General features: G+C 67.0%; 15 protein-coding genes. 2 read left to right on the forward strand and 13 right to left on the reverse strand.

What is annotated here, in order from left to right; translation table 11 throughout:
- Positions 1–41 precede the first annotated feature (41 nt).
- The 10 genes from murD to dinB form a co-directional block, all read right to left on the reverse strand.
- Positions 42–1,637 (reverse strand): UDP-N-acetylmuramoyl-L-alanine--D-glutamate ligase, encoded by a 1,596-nt coding sequence (gene murD / locus IY716_RS03360; RefSeq protein WP_218220183.1) that lies wholly within the window; start codon positions 1,635–1,637, stop codon positions 42–44.
- Entirely contained in the window at positions 1,619–2,725 is a 1,107-nt protein-coding gene (gene mraY, locus IY716_RS03365; RefSeq protein WP_218220184.1) for a phospho-N-acetylmuramoyl-pentapeptide-transferase, read from the reverse strand. The genes murD and mraY overlap by 19 nt, the downstream gene beginning before the upstream one ends.
- A complete protein-coding gene (murF, locus tag IY716_RS03370; RefSeq protein WP_218220185.1) occupies positions 2,722–4,230 on the reverse strand; it encodes a UDP-N-acetylmuramoyl-tripeptide--D-alanyl-D-alanine ligase in 1,509 nt (502 codons plus the stop codon). The genes mraY and murF overlap by 4 nt, the downstream gene beginning before the upstream one ends.
- Entirely contained in the window at positions 4,227–5,966 is a 1,740-nt protein-coding gene (locus IY716_RS03375) for a UDP-N-acetylmuramoyl-L-alanyl-D-glutamate--2,6-diaminopimelate ligase (RefSeq protein ID WP_369699576.1), read from the reverse strand. The genes murF and IY716_RS03375 overlap by 4 nt, the downstream gene beginning before the upstream one ends.
- A complete protein-coding gene (locus IY716_RS03380; RefSeq protein WP_218220186.1) occupies positions 5,963–7,753 on the reverse strand; it encodes a penicillin-binding protein 2 in 1,791 nt (596 codons plus the stop codon). The genes IY716_RS03375 and IY716_RS03380 overlap by 4 nt, the downstream gene beginning before the upstream one ends.
- Positions 7,754–7,780: 27 nt before the next feature.
- A complete protein-coding gene (locus tag IY716_RS03385) occupies positions 7,781–8,425 on the reverse strand; it encodes a hypothetical protein (protein ID WP_218220187.1) in 645 nt (214 codons plus the stop codon).
- Positions 8,422–9,429, reverse strand: coding sequence for a 16S rRNA (cytosine(1402)-N(4))-methyltransferase RsmH (gene rsmH / locus IY716_RS03390; RefSeq protein ID WP_218220188.1), 1,008 nt, complete (start codon positions 9,427–9,429; stop codon positions 8,422–8,424). Before rsmH ends, IY716_RS03385 begins: the two co-directional genes overlap by 4 nt.
- A gap of 189 nt (positions 9,430–9,618) precedes the next feature.
- The gene (gene mraZ, locus IY716_RS03395; protein WP_218220189.1) at positions 9,619–10,050 is read right to left on the reverse strand and encodes a division/cell wall cluster transcriptional repressor MraZ; all 432 of its coding nucleotides are present in this window, start codon (positions 10,048–10,050) and stop codon (positions 9,619–9,621) included.
- A 650-nt stretch (positions 10,051–10,700) separates the two neighbouring features.
- Entirely contained in the window at positions 10,701–11,114 is a 414-nt protein-coding gene (locus tag IY716_RS03400) for a DUF3040 domain-containing protein (RefSeq protein ID WP_218220190.1), read from the reverse strand.
- Between the two features lie 128 nt (positions 11,115–11,242).
- Positions 11,243–12,451, reverse strand: a complete 1,209-nt coding sequence (gene dinB, locus IY716_RS03405; RefSeq protein WP_218220191.1) for a DNA polymerase IV — start codon at positions 12,449–12,451, stop codon at positions 11,243–11,245.
- A gap of 18 nt (positions 12,452–12,469) precedes the next feature.
- Between dinB and IY716_RS03410 the strand changes: the two genes are divergently transcribed.
- Together IY716_RS03410 and IY716_RS03415 are read left to right on the forward strand one after the other, a co-directional pair.
- Complete coding sequence (locus IY716_RS03410) at positions 12,470–13,558, forward strand: polyprenyl synthetase family protein (RefSeq protein WP_218220192.1); 1,089 nt, start codon at positions 12,470–12,472, stop codon at positions 13,556–13,558.
- Between the two features lie 187 nt (positions 13,559–13,745).
- Positions 13,746–15,167, forward strand: a complete 1,422-nt coding sequence (locus tag IY716_RS03415; RefSeq protein ID WP_369699577.1) for a protein kinase — start codon at positions 13,746–13,748, stop codon at positions 15,165–15,167.
- A 6-nt stretch (positions 15,168–15,173) separates the two neighbouring features.
- On the opposite strand, the gene IY716_RS03420 is transcribed toward IY716_RS03415, so the two are convergent.
- The 3 genes from IY716_RS03420 to IY716_RS03430 all read right to left on the reverse strand — a co-directional run bounded on the left by IY716_RS03420 (position 15,174) and on the right by IY716_RS03430 (position 18,918).
- Entirely contained in the window at positions 15,174–16,544 is a 1,371-nt protein-coding gene (locus tag IY716_RS03420; RefSeq protein ID WP_255316595.1) for a class II 3-deoxy-7-phosphoheptulonate synthase, read from the reverse strand.
- Positions 16,545–16,656: 112 nt separating this feature from the next.
- Positions 16,657–18,480, reverse strand: a complete 1,824-nt coding sequence (locus IY716_RS03425) for an AMP-dependent synthetase/ligase (protein ID WP_218220193.1) — start codon at positions 18,478–18,480, stop codon at positions 16,657–16,659.
- Positions 18,481–18,552: 72 nt separating this feature from the next.
- On the reverse strand, positions 18,553–18,918 hold the full coding sequence (locus tag IY716_RS03430; RefSeq protein ID WP_218220194.1) for a hypothetical protein: 366 nt from the start codon (positions 18,916–18,918) through the stop codon (positions 18,553–18,555).
- Positions 18,919–18,920: the final 2 nt, after the last annotated feature.

The following is an 18,920-nucleotide window of genomic DNA, read 5'->3' on the forward strand; positions in this document are numbered from 1 at the left end:
CTCCTCCTGGTGGATGCTCCCGGAGGGAGACCACCTCAGCGTCAGTCGGTCATCAGGTCCGCCACAGCGTCGATGAATGCCTCGCCTCGTGCAGCATAGGAGGCGAACTGGTCCATCGATGCGGCCGCCGGGGCCATGAGGACCGTGTGGTGCGGTGCGAGCACCTTCGCGGCCTCGGTCACGGCCGCGCGCATCGCGCGGACCCCGTCTGTCCCGGCGAGCACCGCGTCGATCTCGCTGCCGTGCTCATCCTCTCGCAGGCGTCCGCCGATCACCGGGACTCCCGGCGCGTGTCGCTCCAGGCTGGACCTCAGCTGGGAGGAGTCGGTGCCGATGAGGATCACCTGACGCAGCCGTGGCGCGATCTCGGTGATCAGGTCGTCGTAGAGGACCCCCTTGGGCAGCCCCCCGGCGATCCAGATGACATCGGTGAAGCTGCGCAGCGAGGCGGCGGCGGCATGCGGGTTGGTGGCCTTGGAGTCATTGATCCACAGCACGTCGTCGGCCTTCGCCACCGGTTGGATGCGATGATCTCCGGCCTCGTAGGCCTGGATGGCTGCGCGGATCGCTTCCGGTGAGGCCCCTGCCGCGCGCGCGAGCGCAGCGGCGGCCAGGGCGTTCGCGACCAGGTGCTGCGGGGCCAGCGGTCCGAAGTCGGACAGTGAGGCCAACTCCAGTGCCTGGTGTGCGCGGTTGTCCAAGAACGCCCGGTCCACCAGCAGGTCATCCACCACGCCGAGCATCGATCGTGCGGGGGCGCCCGTGGTGAAGCCGATCGCTCGGCAGCCCTCGCGCACGTCCGCCTCGGCGACCATGTCTTCGGTGAGTTGCTGGTCCGCGTTGTAGACGCAGGCCAGTTCGGTGTTTTCGAAGATCTTCGCCTTGGCCGCGCGATACTCGGTGAAGCTGCCGTGCCAGTCCACATGGTCCTCGGCGATGTTGAGCACGGCGGAAGCCAGCGGAGAGAGCAGCTCGGTGTACTCGAGCTGGAAGCTGGAGAGCTCCACGGCCAGGCTGTCGTAACCCTCGGGATCGCGGATGGCGTCGAGCACCGGAATTCCGATGTTGCCGCAGGCGATGGCGCGCTGCCCGTCGCGCGTGAGCATGGACTCCAGCAGCGTGACAGTGGTGGTCTTGCCGTTGGTGCCGGTGAGCACGAGCCACTGCGGGTCCTTCGCGCCCGGTCGGGCTCCTAGCCGCCAGGCCAGCTCGACCTCGGACCAGACCGGAATCGACTCGGCGCGGGCCTGCGCGATCAGCTCGGAATCCGGGCGCCAGCCTGGAGAGGTGACGATGACCTCGGCGGGCTCTCCCCCGACGAGCGGAATCGCGGAGAGGTGCTCCTCGCCCAGCAGCACGTCCTCGACGCCCACCAGTCGCAGCGTCTCGGCTTCGCGCCGCTTCTTGCGCCCGTCGGACCCATCGACGACGACGACGCGCGCGCCGAGCTCGGCGAGCGTGTCTGCGGCGGCGAAGCCGGACACGCCGAGACCGGTCACGACCGCGCGCAGTCCGGGCCACCCGGCGTCCCAGCCACGAAGGTCGGGGCGGATCTGCGGCGCACGAGCGGGCTCGGCGCCCTCCGCTCGTTCAGCAGCTGAGTCGGGTGTGTTCGAGGTCACTGGAAGATCACCCATTCTCCATAGAACAGGGCCAGCCCGATGCCGACGGCCAGGGCACCGATGATCCAGAAGCGGACCACAACGGTGACCTCGGCCCAGCCCTTGAGCTCAAAGTGGTGCTGCAGCGGAGCCATCAGGAAGACACGCTTGCCGCCGGAGAGCTTGAAATAGCCGACCTGGATGATGACCGAGAGGGTGATGAGCACGAAGAGCCCGCCCAGGATGACGAAGAGCAGCTGGGTGTGGGTCAGGATGGCGAAACCTGCCAGGGCGCCGCCCAGTGCCAGGGAGCCGGTGTCCCCCATGAAGATCTTGGCTGGGGAGGTGTTCCACCAGAGGAAGCCGATCAGCGCGCCGGTGATGATGGCGGCGATCATCGCCATGTCCATGGGATCTCGGACCTGGTAGCAGACGCCCTCCACGGCACTGGTCGATCCGCCGCAGGACTGGTTGTACTGCCAGATCGAGATGATCGTGTAGGCCGCTGTCACCATCGCCGTGGCGGCTGCGGCGAGTCCGTCCAGCCCGTCGGTGAGGTTCACCCCATTCGTGGTGGCGGTGATGATGAGGTTCGCCCAGATGATGAACAGGATCAGCCCGATCACTGGACCTGCGAACCCGAGGTCGAGCACCGTCTCGCGGACGAAGGAGATGCTCGTGGAGCCAGGCGTCAGCCCGTCTGAGTCAGGGAAGCTCAGGGCCAGCACCCCGAAGAGGATGCCGATGGCTCCCTGACCAGCGATCTTCCGCCAGGGCGTCAGACCGAGAGACTGCTTCTTGCTGATCTTGGCGAAGTCATCGGCGAAGCCCACGAGCCCCATGCCGACCATGAGCAGCAGAAGCAACAGCCCCGAGACGGTCGGGCCTCCGGTGCCTCCGGTGAGCCCCAGGATCAGGTGGGTTGCGAAGTACGCCACGAGCACTGCGATCAGAATCACGGCGCCACCCATGGTGGGAGTGCCGCGCTTGACGTGGTGCGTGGTGGGGCCGTCGTCACGGATGAACTGTCCGTACCCCCGTTTCACCAGGAAACGGATGAACAGCGGTGTCCCGGCGAGGGTGAGTCCCAGGCCCAGGACGGCACCGATGACTACAGCAATCACAGGGCCCCTTCCTTCGCGGCGATTCGGTCACCCAGAAGTCTAAGTCCTGCGCTGTTGGAGGATTTGAACAGCACGACGTCCCCGGGCACCAGCTCCGCGTCCAGGTAGGCTTCCGCCTCTTCGATGGTGGCGACCCATTGCACCTCGGAGCCCCAGCTGCCCTCAGCGATGGCCCCGCGATAGAGCGGGTACGCCGCCTCGCCCACAACCAGCGTCTTGTCGATGTTCAGCCGCACCACGGTCTCCCCGAGCTGGGTGTGCTTGGGGATCGAGACGTCGCCGAGTTCGAGCATGGCCCCGAGCACGGCGACGGAGCGTCGGGCGGGCTGCCCCTTCCCCGGTCGGGTGATCATGGCCAGCGTGCGCAGGGCTTCGCGCATGGATTCGGGGTTGGCGTTATAGGCATCGTTGATCAGTGTGACGCCGTCGGCGCGTTCGGTGCGTTCCATCCGCCAGCGGCTCACGGGTCCGAGACCGTCCAAGCGCGCAGCGATGTCTGCTGGGACGAGTCCGGCGCGATACGCACAGGCGGCCGCAGCCAACAGGTTCGAGATGTGATGTCCGCCGGTGAGACCGGAGAGGACGGTGAACTCCTCGCCCGTCTCGGAGAACCGCAGCGTGAAGCGGGGGTGTCCGTCCTCGTCCAGGCTCAGACCGAGAGCGCCGAGCTGATCCGGCGCGGCCTGTCCCTGGCTGCGGGAGGAGTTCTCCGCCACGGCGGAATCCGCCGCAGGAAGGGAATCTTCGGTGCTGGAGAACCAGGTGATGGGCGCTTGGGCGACGGCGGCCATGCCGGACACCTGAGCGTCGTCGCGGTTGAGGACGACGTGGCCCTGCTGGGGGATCGCTTCGACGAGCTCCTGCTTCACCGCAGCGATCTTGTCGGCCCCGCCGAACTTGCCTGCGTGAGCAGAACCGACCATCAGCACGGCTCCGATGTCGGGGCGCACCATCTCGGCCAGATCCCGGACGTTGCCGGGAGCATCGGCACCCATCTCGACCACGACATACCGGGTATCGAGCTCTGCGGTGAAGATCGTCAGCGGAACCCCGACCTCGCTGTTGTAGGAGCCTTGTGGGGCCACAGTGGGCCCTTCCGGCTCGAGCAGCGCGCGGAGCAGATCTTTGGTGGTGGTCTTGCCCGCTGAGCCGGTGATGCCGATGACGGTGGTCGGTGAGTGCGCGCGGATCCTCTCCAGGATCGCCGCGGCGAGTCTTCCCATCGCGACGACGACGTCATCGACGATCACCGCAGGGTGGGCGGTGCCGGAGGGGTCGTCGGTGGGGCGCTCAGCCAGGACGAGCGCGGCGCCTGCTTCGATCGCGGCGTCGATGAAGTGATGCCCGTCGGTGTGTTCTCCGGGCTTGGCGATGAAGAGCGCGTCGGCTCTCATGGCGCGGGAATCAGTGTCTGCGTGGGTGACCAGCAACGCGGTCGCCTCGTTTACTCCGCGGAGGGTCCCAGAGGTGATCTCGGCGATGTCATGTGCTGAGAGCTTGATCATGCGGTGTGGCCTCCTTCTGCGGCTGTCTCTGACGGGGAGAGGTTCGCGGGATCCGCGGTCTCAGCGGTGACCGGAGCGTCTGGCGCGGTGGGAAAGCCGCGCCGTCGCAGGGCTCGGGCCAGTTCGACCCGGTCATCGATCGGGTGCTTGGTCCCCCCGAAGTCTTGGTGCACCTCGTGGCCTCGTCCGGCAAGGATGATGGTGTCCTCGGCTTCTGCGACCTCCACGGCACGGGTGATCGCGTCCAGCCGCGGGGTGATCTCCTCCAATGTGGCGTCCAGGCCCTCCTCGTCCAGGGCGGTGCGCGCACCCTCGATCAGCGCGGCGCGGATCTGGCTCGGGTCCTCGCCATGCGGGTCGTCGTCGCTGATGATGACGTGATCGGCCATGCGCACGGCGATCGCCCCCATCAGGGGGCGCTTGGCGCTGTCGCGCTCTCCCGCGGCCCCGATGACCAGGATCGTCCTGCCTTGTGAGGTGCTGGCGGCGGCCTCCAGCGTGCGGATCATGGCATCGGGATTATGTGCGAAGTCGACGATGGCGGCGGGTGCGGTGCCGATGACCTGCATGCGTCCGGGAACGCTGATGGTGAAGGGGTCTGCGTGTTCGAGCGCAGTGATGACCTCCTCGCGCGCGACGCGGAGCTCACCCGTCTCCTGCGCGGTGAGCACCATGACCGCCGCCAGGGCGGCGTTGGAGACGTTGAACCGACCCGGAAGTCCGGTGCGGCAGCGGATCGTCTCCCCGGTGCGCCGCTGGACGAGGGTGAAGCTGCTCCCGAGCGCCTCTGCTGTCACCTCCGTGACGACCCAGTCGGCGCTGACCGCCGGCTCATCGGCCGTGGCGAGCTGTACCACGTGACCGGTGGCGGCATCGGCCATGCGCAGACCCCAGGCGTCATCGACGATGATCACGCTGCTGCGGGTGCGGCTGCGTGCAAAGAGCGCGGCCTTGGCCTCGAAGTACTGTTCCATGGAGCCGTGGAGGTCCAGGTGGTCCTGTGTCAGGTTGGTGAATCCCGCGACGTTGTAGAACAGCCCCGACGTGCGCTGGTAGGAGATCGCATGGGAGGAGACCTCCATCGCAGCGGCGGTGATGCCGCTTTCGCGGAAGAGCGCCATCAGGCTGTGCAGCTGCACCGCTTCGGGGGTGGTCAGCTTGGAGGGGATGGTCGCCTCGCCGGCTGCGATCTCGATCGTGCCGATCAGTCCCGTGGACTGCCCGTGACGCCGCAGCACGGCGTCGAGCAGGGAGCGCAGAAAGTATGTGGTGGTCGTCTTCCCGTTGGTTCCGGTGACGCCGAAGAGCGCCGGGCCTGAGGTGGAGGAGTTGCCGTAGATCAGTGCGGCGGAGGGGCCCGCGGCATCGCGCACGCGAGACACCTGGATCACCGGAATGCGGTAATCGGCGATCTCGCGGATCTTGTCGGCGCCGGCGTCATCGGTGAGCACTGCGGCCGCGCCTGCGGCCATCGCAGTGGCGATGAAATCGGCGCCGTGGGCGCGAGATCCGGCCACGGCGACGAAGAGGTCTCCCGGCCCGACGGTCTTCGGGTCCATGGCGGCACCGGTGAGCGGGATCTCACCGGCCGTTCGGCCGACCGGAGTCACCAGTGGGTCGTAGCCGGTGCGCGTGAGCTCGGCGACCAGCTCCTCCACGGAGGCGCCGGTGACCCCATGCGGCCGGAAGACCCGGTCCTGCTGGGCCATGCTCAGCGCTGCGGCATCCCCGCTCACCAGGGCTGATCCTGGTTGTCACCGGTGAAGCCGTCATAGGCCTGGCTCTCCGCCCCAGCGGGCGCAACGTCATAACTGCTAAGCACGTAGGACATGATCTCACGGAACGTGTCCGTGACTTCCCAGTCCTTCCAGTACCCCTGGGGACGGTGAACGGTGACCGAGACCAGATACTGCGGGTCATCCAGCGGGGCGGCGCCGATGAAGGTCTGGGTGTGCCCGTCGAATCCGCCGCTCGCGCCGGCGGCCTCTGCGATGCCGGTCTTGCCTCCGACACGGTACCCCGCAATCGCGGCCTCGCTGCCGGTTCCGTAGTCCACCACGCCTTCAAACATGCGCAGCATCTCCTCGGAGGTCTCCTCCGAGAAGATCCGCTCCTCTTCTCCGGTGTCGGCAGGGTGTTCGGTGCCGTCGGCGTCGACATAGGAGTCGATGACTCGCAGCGGAACGCTGACGCCGCCGTTCATGATGGTCTGGAAGGTCTGCATGTTGTGCAGCACCGAAGTGGTGTACCCCTGGCCGAACTGGGTGGTCAGGTGCTGGCGTGCATCCCATTCCTCCGGGGGTCGAAGCTGGCCGCTGGTCTCGGCACCGACGCCGATGTCGATGGGCTCTCCGATGCCGACCCGCTTCATATAGTCATAGCGGGTCTCCTGCGGAACCTCACCGCCGATCATCACGGTGCCGGTGTTGTAGGAGCGTGCGAAGATTCCGGCCGCGGTCATGTCGAGGGTGGGGTGGTCAGTGGCGTCGCTGATCGTCTGTCCACCCTCCTCATAGCGGTTGTCCACCTGGAAGCTGTCGGTCGGGTTGAGCGTGCCCTCTTCAAGGGCGGCCGCGAAGGTGATCGCCTTGCCCGTGGAACCAGGCTCGAAGGCCTGGGTCAGGGCCAAAGGACGGCGAAAGAGCTCGTCGGTGGCTCCGGGCTCTTCGGGGTCCACGGTCTCGGAGTCGGCCATGGCCAGAATCTCCCCGGACTTGAGGTCCAGCACCGTGGCGTTGCCCCACGCCGCGTTGTACTGGTGGGACTTCTCCGCGATCGCTTCCTGAGCGAACCACTGCAGGTCCTGGTCAACGGTCAGCCGGATATCCTGGCCGTCCTCGGCGGGGAGCTCCTCGAAGGTGGCGATCGGGATGCGGATGCCGTCGCCGCCCACCTCAAAGATCCGCTCGCCGTCTGTGCCGCTGAGCGCCTCATCCTGGGCCGCCTCGATGCCCTCGAGAGGACCGTCGTCGCCCATGAAACCGATGATCGAGCCGGCCACCGCTCCGGAGGGGTAGCTGCGCTCGGAGACCGGCTCGGCGTACACCCCCGGGATGCCGATCTCAGTGGCCGCCGCGCTCTGCTCCGGCGTCAGCGACCGAGCCACGACGGAGTAGCGGTCCTCGCCGACGACGAGCTCGGTGAGCTCCTCGACCTCCATGTCCAGGACTTCGCTGAGCTCGGAGATCCCGGTCTCGACCGGCACCTCTTCGCGGAGCTTCGTGGTCTCGTCGTAGCGCACGAAATCACCCACCACCGCCTGGTCCGCGACGAGGTCATAGCGATCCACGGAGGTCGCCAGCACACGACCGTCAGCGTCAAGGATGTCACCGCGATGTGCCGGCAGCGGAATGCTGCGCAGCCGCTCGGAGACCGCCGCCTGCGCATGTCCGGCGGGATCGAGCCCCTGGACATGGAAGAGCCGGCCACCGAGGACGAGCAGCATGACCAGGATCATGGTCAATCCGATGCGCATGCGGAACGAGAGCACTCGATCTGCGCGTTTCTTCTGGGCGGATGCCATAGCGTCTGCGTTCTCCCAACGGGTCGATCAGTCGAACGAGGGCGCCGGAATGGTCCCGCCGTTGAGTTCATCAGGGCTGAACTGGCTCCGCGTCCCTGCGGATTCCTCTTGGCCATTCTGCCCGTTCGGAGGCGTGGTGAGCGTGTTCAACGCGCCCGCGCCGAGAATCCCTGCGGGAGCGCCGGCTGCGCTCTCCGAGACGTTCAACGGAGCTGCCGCGTCATCGCCCGGCGCCTCTGGGGTGGCGACGAACCCGGAGGGGCGGTCGCCGCTGTCAGCAGCCTCCGCGGTCCCGACGACCTCGCCGTTGCCGAGGTCGAAGGCCGCGGCCTCGGCGGGCATGACCATGCCCAGGCCGACTGCGGCGCGGGAGAGCGCCTGGGGGGATTCCAGGTGCTGGAGCTGTTCCGTGAGCGCCTGGTTCGTCTGCGTCAGAGCGCGATGATCGTTCTGAAGCTGGACGACGGTGTACTGCGAGTTGGCCACGTGGATGTTGACGGCCAGCACCACGGTCAGCGCGAGGGCCAGCAGCCCGATGATCCCGGCGATGAGGCCCTTCTGACGCTGCTTGAGCTTCGGCAGGGCTCGCAGGACCGGGGCTGCGGCTCGGGAGCCGGCCGACTCCAGTGGAGTGCGTTCCGGAAGGGCCATCGAGTGTGCTTCTGCGCTCATGCCTGAGTCCTCCTGGGGTCCATGAGCTTCTCGACGGCGCGCAGCTTCGCTGAGGCGGCGCGGGGGTTCTCCGCGATCTCCGTCTCATCGGGAAGCTCGGCGCCGCGAGTGAGCGAGGTGAATGTGGGCTTGTGCTCTTCCAGCTCCACCGGCAGTCCGGCTGGCGCCGAGGACTTCGTCCGGCGGGCGAAGGCCTGCTTGACGATTCGGTCCTCCAAGGAGTGATAGCTCATCGCCACGATCCGACCGCCCGGGGCGACCGCGTCCATCGCATGCGGGATGGTGCGACTGAGCACTTCGAGCTCCTCGTTGACCGCGATGCGCAGCGCCTGGAAGGTCCGCTTGGCGGGGTGCCCTCCCGTGCGCTTGGAGGCTGCGGGCACGGAGCGGTCGACCACGGCGGCGAGGTCCGCCGTCGTGGTGAACGGCGTCGTCTCTCGACGGGTGACGATCGCCTTGGCGATGCGTCCGGCGAAGCGTTCCTCGCCGTACTCACGCAGAATGCGGCTCAGCTCGGGGGCCTCGATGTGGGCGAGGAGCTCGGCCACCGACTCATCCGGGGAATCCGCAGAGGCGTCCATGCGCATGTCCAGGGGAGCGTCGTAGGAATACGCGAAGCCCCGAGAGGCTTCATCCAGCTGCAGGGAGGACACCCCGAGGTCCAGGAGGACCCCTGCCACTCGCTGGTCGGACTGAAGTTCCTCCACGGCGACCTCGTCCACCCGGTCGTACACCGTGTGGATGCCGCGAAAGCGGTCGCCGTAGGGAGCGAGTCGTGCCGCAGCAAGCTCATGAGCCTGCGGGTCTCGGTCCAGACCCAGGACGCTGACCTCACGATCAGCTTCGAGCATGGCCTCGGCATGTCCGCCCATGCCCAGCGTCGCATCGATCACGACAGGGCGGTGACCGTCTGCGCGGATGTTCTGCACCCCGAGGGTCAGCAGCTTGATGCATCGATCCCGCATCACCGGCACATGCCGGTCTGCTTTCTCTCGTTGCGCCATCGTGCCTCCGCGAATAGGGAAGGGATCCTTGGACCAGCTCCTCCTCCGCTCCGGTCAGCTGCCTGCCATCGGGGAAGATAAGTCAGGAATGCGGGCCGGGCGGCGGAAGAACTCACCCAAGGATCCCCTGAAGTGTTCAAACCGTCTGTGGTTATGGTGCTGCGTCGTGCCGAGTCAATGGTCTGTGAATCAGAAGAGACCGGGGATGGCTTCCCCGTCAGTGGACGAGAACTCCGATTCCTTGGCCTCCAGATACGAGTTCCAGGCCGTGGTGTCCCAGATCTCCGCGCGGTCTCCCGCACCGATGACTGTGACGTCTCGGTCCAGTCCCGCGTATTCCCGCAACGCGGCCGGGATCGTGACCCGACCCTGCTTGTCCGGAATCTCATCAGAGGCTCCGGAGAGGAAGACGCGGATGTAGTCCCGTGCCTGGCGTGAGGTCAAAGGAGCCTGGCGCATCTGGTTGTGTACATTCTTGAACTCTTCAGTGCTGAAGACGTAGATGCACCTCTCCTGCCCGCGAGTGAGGACCAGGCCGTTGGCCAGCTCCTCGCGATACTTCGCGGGAAGGATCAAACGAGCCTTCTCATCCATGCGAGGCGTGTACGTGCCCAAGAACATGGACCCACCGCCTCACTTGTTGAGGAGACTCATTCCTTCTCCCTCTACCGAGCTCCACTTTACCCCACTTTCCCCCACTTGCAACCAATTCTTGGGCGGAAAGACCCAAGAACCGAGAATGCGGAGCGATGACAAGGGTCTGACCTGCGGGTTTCTCTGCGAACCGAGGTGGAGGATGGTGGAGGGCGCAGGCCGTCGGAGAATGCCCAGGTGGCCCCAGGACGCTGAAATGGGCAATCTTCGAGCAGGTCAACGCGTCTGAGGTGGCCCGGTTCGGCCCTTGCGGCCGCTTCGAGTCGAGCTGTGGTGGGAAGTGGAGGAGGCCGCCGAGAACACCGGTGGAGCGACGCCCGGGTGAGCATCCAGAGCAGGACGTCGAGCACGACGGCGGCGCAGCGCAGCACCGACAGCCGGGGATCCCGCGCAGCTCGACAGCGAGACGGTCCCAGCAGAGCCGCCCCGCGAGAACACCGGCCGAAACAGAAGAAGGCCCCTCCGGAGAGGGGCCTTCTTCTGTGTCTTCTGTTCTTCCGTGCTGCGCATTCCTGCGTGACGAGCCGCAGGGGGAGCCTGTGTCCGGATCAGAGGCCGGGCCGGATCAGAAGCCGGGCCGGATCAGAGGCCCGGCCGGATCAGAGGCTGGGCCGGAACTAGTCCTGGCGGCGACGTTCTTCCCAACGCTGCTCGAGCCCGGTCATGAAGGTGCCGGATCCGGAGGGGCTCGGCGCGGAGCTGCGCGGTCCTCCCCCGCCTCCGCCTCCGCCATGGCCTCCGTCGCCCCCGTTGCCGCGGGACTTGCCGGAGGCGCCGCCGGTGGTGGCGAAGTAGACGCCTGCGCCCATCAGCAGAAACCCAATGACGCCGACAGGGATCCACTGGTTATATATGCTGAGCAGCAGCACGACGATGCCGAGGACTGCGACCAGTGAGCCCAGCACGACGTTGCGGACGTTCAGCTTGCCGGTCGGGGCGTCCTGCATGGAGCTTGCGAAGCTCGGATCTTCCGACTGCAGCTGATCTTCCAGTTGCTTGAGCATGCGCTGTTCACGCTCCGACAGTGGCATCGTGAAGCTCCTCGCGATCGTCGTGTGGCGTGCTGGCCGGTGTGGATACGCCTGGGTGTATAGTCTAGCCGTTTGTGGACCGCAGACCTAGCCCGAAGTCAAGCGTGCGGGGATCTCTGTGCTGGCGCTCAGGAATCCCCCAGTCCTGGATCCTCACGGCGAGCCCTCAGGAGCGAGGCAGGGGCCGTCTGCACCTGCGGAAACCGCTTCGCCACCGCATCCAGTGCGCTCTCGGCGTCCACCCAGTTCGTCTCGGTGCGGTCGAAGCCCAGCTGCAGGCCACCGGCGTCGTCGACGAGGCGCTCGGCGCGGATCCCGATGAGCCTGACCGACTGGGAGCGCTCCCCCAGCTTCTCCAGCAGGGCCAGCATCTTGGCATAGATGGCCAGCGCCGAGTGACTAGGGTGCGTCAGGGTCGCAGAGCGGGTGAGCGTCTCGAAGTCGCTGTAGCGGAGCTTCAGACTGAGCCCCTGCGCGGAGACTCCGGACTCGCGCAGCCGAGCCGCCACCCGATGGCTCAGCCGCAGCAGCTCCGCGCGCAGCACTGCATCATCGGCCACATCCTGCGCGAAGGTCTCCTCTGCGCCGATGGACTTCTCGATCCGATGCGGCTGCACGGCCCGAGCGTCCTCGCCCCAGGCCAGCCGGTGCAGAGCTGTCCCAGTGACGCCGAACCGGCGACGCAGGGAGGGCTCCGGCGTCTGCGCCAGCTGCAGCACTGTGGTGATGCCGAAGGCCTCCAGGGACTGCGCCGTCTTCGCCCCGACGCCCCACATGGCTGTGACCGGGAGCGAGTGCAGAAACTCGAGCCTGCGCTGGGGCGGCACGAGCAGCAGCCCGTCCGGCTTGGCACGGGTCGACGCGATCTTGGCGATGAACTTGCGATCGGCGATGCCTACTGTGGCAGGCAGACCGAACTGCTCCCGGATCTCGCGACGGATCTTCTTGCCGATCTGTTCAGGACCGCCGAGTCGACGTCGCGCCCCGGTGAGATCCAAGAAGGCCTCGTCCACGCTGAGCTGTTCCACGGCATCGGTGATGGTGTCGAAGTAGGCCATGATCTGCCGGGAGAGCTCGCGGTAGCGCTCCATGTGGGGAGGCAGCACGATGGCATGGGGGCTTGCCTGGCGAGCACGGGAGAGCGGCATGGCGGAGCGCACCCCATCGGCGCGGGCCTCATAGGAGGCGGAGAGCACCACCGAACGCCCGGAATCCGCGGCGACGATGATCTTTCGACCACGCAGCTCCGGCTGGGTGAGCAGCTCAACCTCCACGTAGTAGGCGTCCATATCTACGTGGGCGAGGATGCGCGGGTCAGCCGCTGAGGACGGGGCCATACCGATAGGCTATCCGCCATGACGCGCGAAGATTTCATCAGCCAGGTCAACTCCGGATGCGCCCTTTTTCTGGAGAAGCGTCACGCGGAGGTGCGCGCCGTCTCGGAGCACGCCGCTCCCCTGGTGACTGCGCTGATGGCCCTGACCCGCGGCGGCAAGAAGATGCGTCCCGCGCTGGCTCGTCTCGGCTGGCAGGCCGCCGGCGGACGTGGCGACGCCGTCGTCGAGCTCGGCGTGGCACTGGAGCTGTTCCAGGCCGCCGCTCTGGTCCATGACGACGTGATCGACCGTTCCGCCACGCGGCGCGGGCTGCCGAGCGCGCATATGCGCTTCGAGGCGCTGCACCGCGAGTCCGGGTTCAGCGGCGATCACGCCCACTTCGGCACCACCGGCGCGATCCTCTCCGGCGACCTCTCCCTGGCCTGGGCCTCCGAGGCGTTCTTCCACGCGCAGGCCACCGCGATGCACGACGGCGTAGCGATCAACCCGCTGGCGGCATCGACCTTTCACCGCATGCACACCGAGGTGATCACCGGACAGTATCTCGACGTGCTCGAGGAGGTGCGCACCCCCGCCCGGACCGAAGCTGACGCCGTCGCCCGCGCCCGCGGAGTCCTGCGCTATAAGGCGGCAAAATACTCCACCGAGTACCCGGTGGTCCTCGGCGCTGCTCTCGCGGGCGGCTCCGATGCGCTCTGCCGCGCCTTCGCCGCAGCGGCGCTTCCCGTGGGTGAGGCCTTCCAGCTCCGCGATGATCTCCTCGGAGTCTTCGGTGATCCCGACACGACCGGCAAGCCCGTGGGCGACGATCTGCGGGAGGGTAAACGCACCGAGCTGATCGCCTATGGGCTCTTCCGCTCCTCTGCGCAGGACTCGGCCGAGCTGGCACAGATGCTCGGTGATCCGGAGCTGAGTGAACATCAGGTCCAGCGCGCCCGCGAGATCCTGCTCGACGCCGGCGCCGCCGATGAGGTGGAGCGCAGCATCGAGCAGCTCACCGCGCAGAGCGTGGAGCACACCGCAGGACTGGCCGAGCTCGGCGTCGCCGCCGAGGTCCTCGAGGAGTTCGACCGGCTTCGCGGGAACCTGGTGCTGCGCACGGTCTGACGCTGTGCTGCGCACGGTCTGACGCTGTGCTGCGCACGGTCTGACGCTGTGCTGCGCCCGGCCTGACCCTGGCGCTGCGCCCGGTGAGACCTCCGCGCCGCACCCCGCCTGAATCTGGTGCCGCACACCTGGTGAGATTCCGCGATCCGCACTGTGTGGAGTTGTTCGGGTTCGATACCCTGGGGCGGTGAGCACCGAACAGTCAGACCCGTGGATCGGTTCCCGAATCGACGACCGCTATGTGATCGATGAGCGCATTGCGCGCGGCGGCATGTCCACGGTCTACCGTGCCCAGGATCAGCGCCTGGGCCGCGAGGTGGCGCTGAAGGTGCTCTTCCCGCATATGGCCGAGGATCGCAAGGTCGTGGACCGGTTCGAGCAGGAGGCACGCAACTCCGCATTGATCGCTCACCCCAATGTGGTCCAGGTGCTGGATCAGGGGCAGGCCCGAGAAACCGCCTACCTGGTCATGGAGTACGTCCCGGGAGCCACTCTGCGCACACTGCTCAAGCACGGAGCGATGACGCCTCGACTGGCGCTGACCTACATGGACTCGATCCTGCAAGGCCTGGCCGCGGCGCACCGGGCTGGTCTGGTACACCGAGACATCAAGCCGGAGAACGTCCTGGTCTCCCATGATGGCCGCATCAAGCTCGCGGACCTGGGGCTGGCAAGGGCCGCGACGCATCATTCCGGCACCTCAACTCTTATGGGCACCGTGGCCTATATCTCTCCCGAGCTGCTCTCCGGCGAGGGCGCCGACGAGCGCTCGGACATCTATGCGATCGGCATCCTGCTCTACGAGATGCTCACCGGCGTGCAGCCGTTCACCGGAGACTCTCCGGTGCGGGTGGCCTACCAGCATGTGAACTCCACCGTTCCGGTCCCCTCCGCGCAGGTGCCGGGGCTGGCCGGCGAACTCGATGACCTGGTGAGCATCTCCACCCGTCCGGAGGTGGCGCTGCGACCCAAGAACGCCGACGAGCTGCTCACGATGCTGCGGGAGGCTCGCGGGCAGCTCAGCGACGCGGAGCTGGACTTCGACGGCGCGCTCACCCATACCCGGACTCGGCCCATCCCCTCGATGGGCTCGACACCTGCGCAGGCTCCCGGACCGGGGCAGCGGGCCACCACGATGCTCCCCGGGGATTCCACCGAGGCCTTCTACGAGGTCCATGATCAGCGCACGGCGGCTGAACCCTGGGATGAGGACATCGACGCGGCGCTCGGCAATGCCCGCACCACTCACCTTGAAGAAGAGCATCGCGACGCGGCAGGCGCCCAGCAGCCGAGTCTCGCGGAGGAAGACCGCCAGCTGGTCACCGAGGTGCCCACCACGGGATTTCAGCTCACCCCGCCGCGACTCAGCGCAGACGACCCACCGACCGGCGTGCAGCCGGCCGTCGCCCCGCCCGCACGCCGACCGGCCCAGGGTGAGCGCACGGACCGGCGCGAGCGCCAGCGGCCGTCGATCGAGCTCAGCCGCCCGACACCCACCCGCGCCTGGTTGATGGTCGCCGCCATCATGATCGGCAGCGCCCTGCTGATGCTGATGGCAGGGTGGATCGGCGTCTCAGACGCGCTGATCCCCAGCCTCGGCGGGGGTTGAGCCGGCTCAGTTGACCTGAGTCAGGGACTCCGCGACCAGGAAGGCGAGCTCCAGGGACTGCTTGTGGTTCAGCCGCGGGTCCACCAGGGACTCATAGCCCTGATCGAACGCTGACTCATCGACGACGTCGGAGCCTCCGAGGCACTCGGCCACGTCGTCGCCGGTCATCTCCACATGCAGGCCACCCGGGTAGGTCCCCAGCTCGCGGTGGACCTCGAAGAAGCCGCGCACCTCGTCGAGGATGTCGTCGAAGCGGCGGGTCTTGTAGCCGTTGTCCGCGGTGATGGTGTTGCCGTGCATCGGGTCCGTGACCCAGACGACCTTGGCCCCGGAGTCCCGGACTGCCTTCACCAGCGGCGGGAGCTTCTCTCGGACGTTCGCAGCGCCCATGCGCACGATGAAGGTCAGGCGACCGGGCTCGCGCTCCGGGTCGAGCTTCTCGATGATCTCGAGCACGGTCTCGGGTGTGGTGCCCGGGCCAAGCTTCACCCCGACCGGGTTCTGCACGCGGGAGAGGTAGTCCATGTGGGCGCCGTCGAGCTCACGCGTGCGCTCGCCGATCCAGACGAAGTGCCCGCTGGTCACGTAGGGCTTGCCGGTGCGGGAGTCGATGCGGGTCAGCGCCCGTTCGTAGTCGAGCAGCAGCGCCTCGTGCGCGGCGTAGAACTCGGTGCGCTTGAGTCCTTCGAAGTCGGCGCCGCAGGCCTCCATGAAGCGCACGGCGCGGTCGATCTCACCGGCGAGCTGCTCGTAGCGGGCGTGGGCCGGGTTCGCCATGAATCCCTTGTTCCACTGCTGGACGGCGCGCAGATCCGCGAAGCCGCCCTCGGTGAAGGCGCGCACCAGGTTCAGCGTGGCTGCCGACTTGTGGTACGCCGCGACCATGCGTTTGGGGTCCGGCATCCGGGATTCCTCGGTGAAGGCGAAGCCGTTGACGATCTCCCCTCGGAAGGTGGGCAGGGTGACGCCGTCACGGGTCTCCACGTCGGAGGAGCGTGGCTTGGCGTACTGACCCGCCATGCGCCCCATCTTCACCACCGGCAGCGATGCTCCATAGGTGAGCACGACCGCCATCTGCAGAATGGTCTTGATCTTGGCACTGATCCGATCGGCGCTGACTCCGGCGAAGGTCTCGGCACAGTCGCCGCCCTGAAGCAGGAAGGCCTCGCCGTTGGCCACCTTGGCCAGCCGACGCTTGAGCTTGTCCACCTCGCCGGCGAAGACAAGCGGCGGGTGGGCGGAGAGCTCGGCGTAGGCAGAGTCGAAGTCCGCGTGCCCGTGCCAGTCCGGCTGCTGCCGCAGCGGCATCGAACGCCACTCGTCCAGGCCCGGATAGTCGGCTGCACCGACGTGCAGGATCTCACCGGGAGCGGTCAGCGGGGCATCAGATCGGGGCTCTGGCGTGGTATTCACCCGATCAGCGTAGACCGCGCGACTCAGTCACGCCTAATGCCGCAGCGGAGTTCCAACATCCGGACGACACCTCGAGTCAGGCCTTGTTCTTCGCCGCGTCGGAGTAGAGGGTCTCCACCTCGGCGGCGAAGTCCTTCATGACCAGAGGGCGCTTGATCTTCATGGACGGCGTGAGGTGTCCGGACTCGATGGTGAAGTCCGTGGTCAGCAGACGAAACTCGCGGATCGACTCCGCGCGAGACACCGATTCGTTGGCCCGATCCACCACGGACTGGATATGCGTGAGCACCTTCTCGTCCTTCGCCAGCTCTGCGACCGGGGTCTCAGGGTCCAGACCCTGCCGCTTGAGCCACTGCGGAAGCGTCTCCACGTCGAGGGTGATCAACGCAGCCACGAAGGGCCTGTTGTCACCGACCACCACTGCCTGGGAGACGATCGCGTCCGCGCGGATGAGGTCTTCCAGCTGAGCCGGGGAGACGTTCTTGCCGGCCGCGGTCACCAGGATCTCCTTCTTGCGCCCGGTGATGGTCAGGCACCCATCGGCATCCAGCGTTCCGACGTCGCCGGTGCGGAACCAGCCGTTGTCGGTGAAGATCTCCTGATCCAGCTCGGGACGGTTGTGATAGCCCCGGAAGACGCAGACTCCGCGGCCGAGGATCTCACCGTCGTCGGCGATCTTCACCGCGCAGCCCGGAAGCGGCGCTCCCACGGTGCCGATTTTGCTCAGCTCCGGGGTGTTCACGGTCAGCGGGGCCGTGGTCTCGGTGAGCCCGTAGCCCTCCAGGATCTGCACGCCGACGCCGTAGAAGAAGTGGCCGAGCCGCTCCCCCAGCGGCGAGCCGCCGGAGACCGCGTGACGGACCTGACCGCCCATCCGCGCGCGCAGCTTGGAATAGACGAGCTTGTCGAAGACGGCGTGCTTGAGTCCGAGCGTGAAGGGAACCTTGCCCTGCGCCTTGGCGCGGGACCAGGCGATGGCGGTGTCCGCCGCCTTGGTGAAGATCGCACCCTTGCCCTCAGACTCGGCCTTGAGCATCGCGGCATTGTAGATCTTCTCGAAGACCCTGGGCACTGCCAGGAGGAACGTGGGTTCGAAGGTCCCGAGGTCGTCCACGAGCTCCTTGATGTCGGAGGTGTGCCCGACGCGGGAACCGCCGGCGACTGCCAGCACGGAGATGAACCGGGCGAAGACGTGGGCCAGCGGAATGAACATGACGGTGGAGGCATCCTTGTGCACCACCGAGCCCAGCGAGGACCCGAGCGCCTGGAGGGAGAGCTCGGTGAAGTTCGCATGGGTGAGCTCACAGCCCTTGGGGCGACCGGTGGTCCCCGAGGTGTAGATGATGGTCGCCAGGTCTTCGCCCACTGCCACGTTGCGGCGCGCGATGACCTCATCCTCGGTGACCTCGGTGCCTTTGGCGCGGATCTCGTCGAGTCCAGCGCCTTCGATCGTATACACCTGGTGGAGGCCCTGCAGCTTCTCCTGGGCGACGGCGCGCTCCACGATCCGCTGGTGGTTCGGGGTCTCGGCGAAGAGCAGCTTCACGCCGGCGTCCTCCACGATCCACGCGACCTGGGACGGCGAGGAGGTCTCGTAGACCGGAACGGTGATCGCGCCCGCATACCAGATGGCGAAGTCCAGAAGGGTCCACTCATAGCGGGTCGGAGCCATGATGGCCACGCGATCCCCGATCTCGATGCCTGAGCCGATGAGGCCCTTGGCGATCTGGACCACCTGGTCACGAAACTCGGCCGCGCTGACGTCGGTCCACTGCCCGGGGCTGAGCTGCCTGCCGAAGAGGACGTTCTTCGGATCGGCGGTGACCTGACGTTCGAGCAGGTCAGTGATGTTGAGATCGGCAGGGACCTCGACAGCCGGGGGTGTAGCAAATTCCTTCACGGTGGACTCCTCCATCATGTGTGCTGGGTCACACCATCTTGCCACAGCCGGATACTGATCAGTAACGAGACCTCAGACTTGCGCGCCGTCGCCTCGTCCGGACCGGCTGCGCGGCATCTGCATGAAGAGGATCACCAGACCCGCGAGCACCACGCCGATCAGGGCGGGGACGGTCCAGCTGGGAGCGTTCAGCGGCAGGAACGGCACGATGATCAGCGCGAGGATCGCCCCGATGCTCAGCACGGCACCCAGGACCACCGCTGGCCGGGCCCCGGCCAGGGGGTTCTTGGGGTTCGGCGCCTGGAAGTCGTCGACGTCGTCGAGCGCGCCGTCATCGACACTGTGGTCCCGCGGACCCTGACCGGGACCGGGCACCGGTCGGGACTGACCACCTCGGCCGAAGACTCTGCTGGGCTCATCATCGCGATAGTTGCTCATGG

This window comes from Nesterenkonia sp. Act20 (assembly GCF_019173455.1).
GTDB lineage: Bacteria > Actinomycetota > Actinomycetes > Actinomycetales > Micrococcaceae > Nesterenkonia.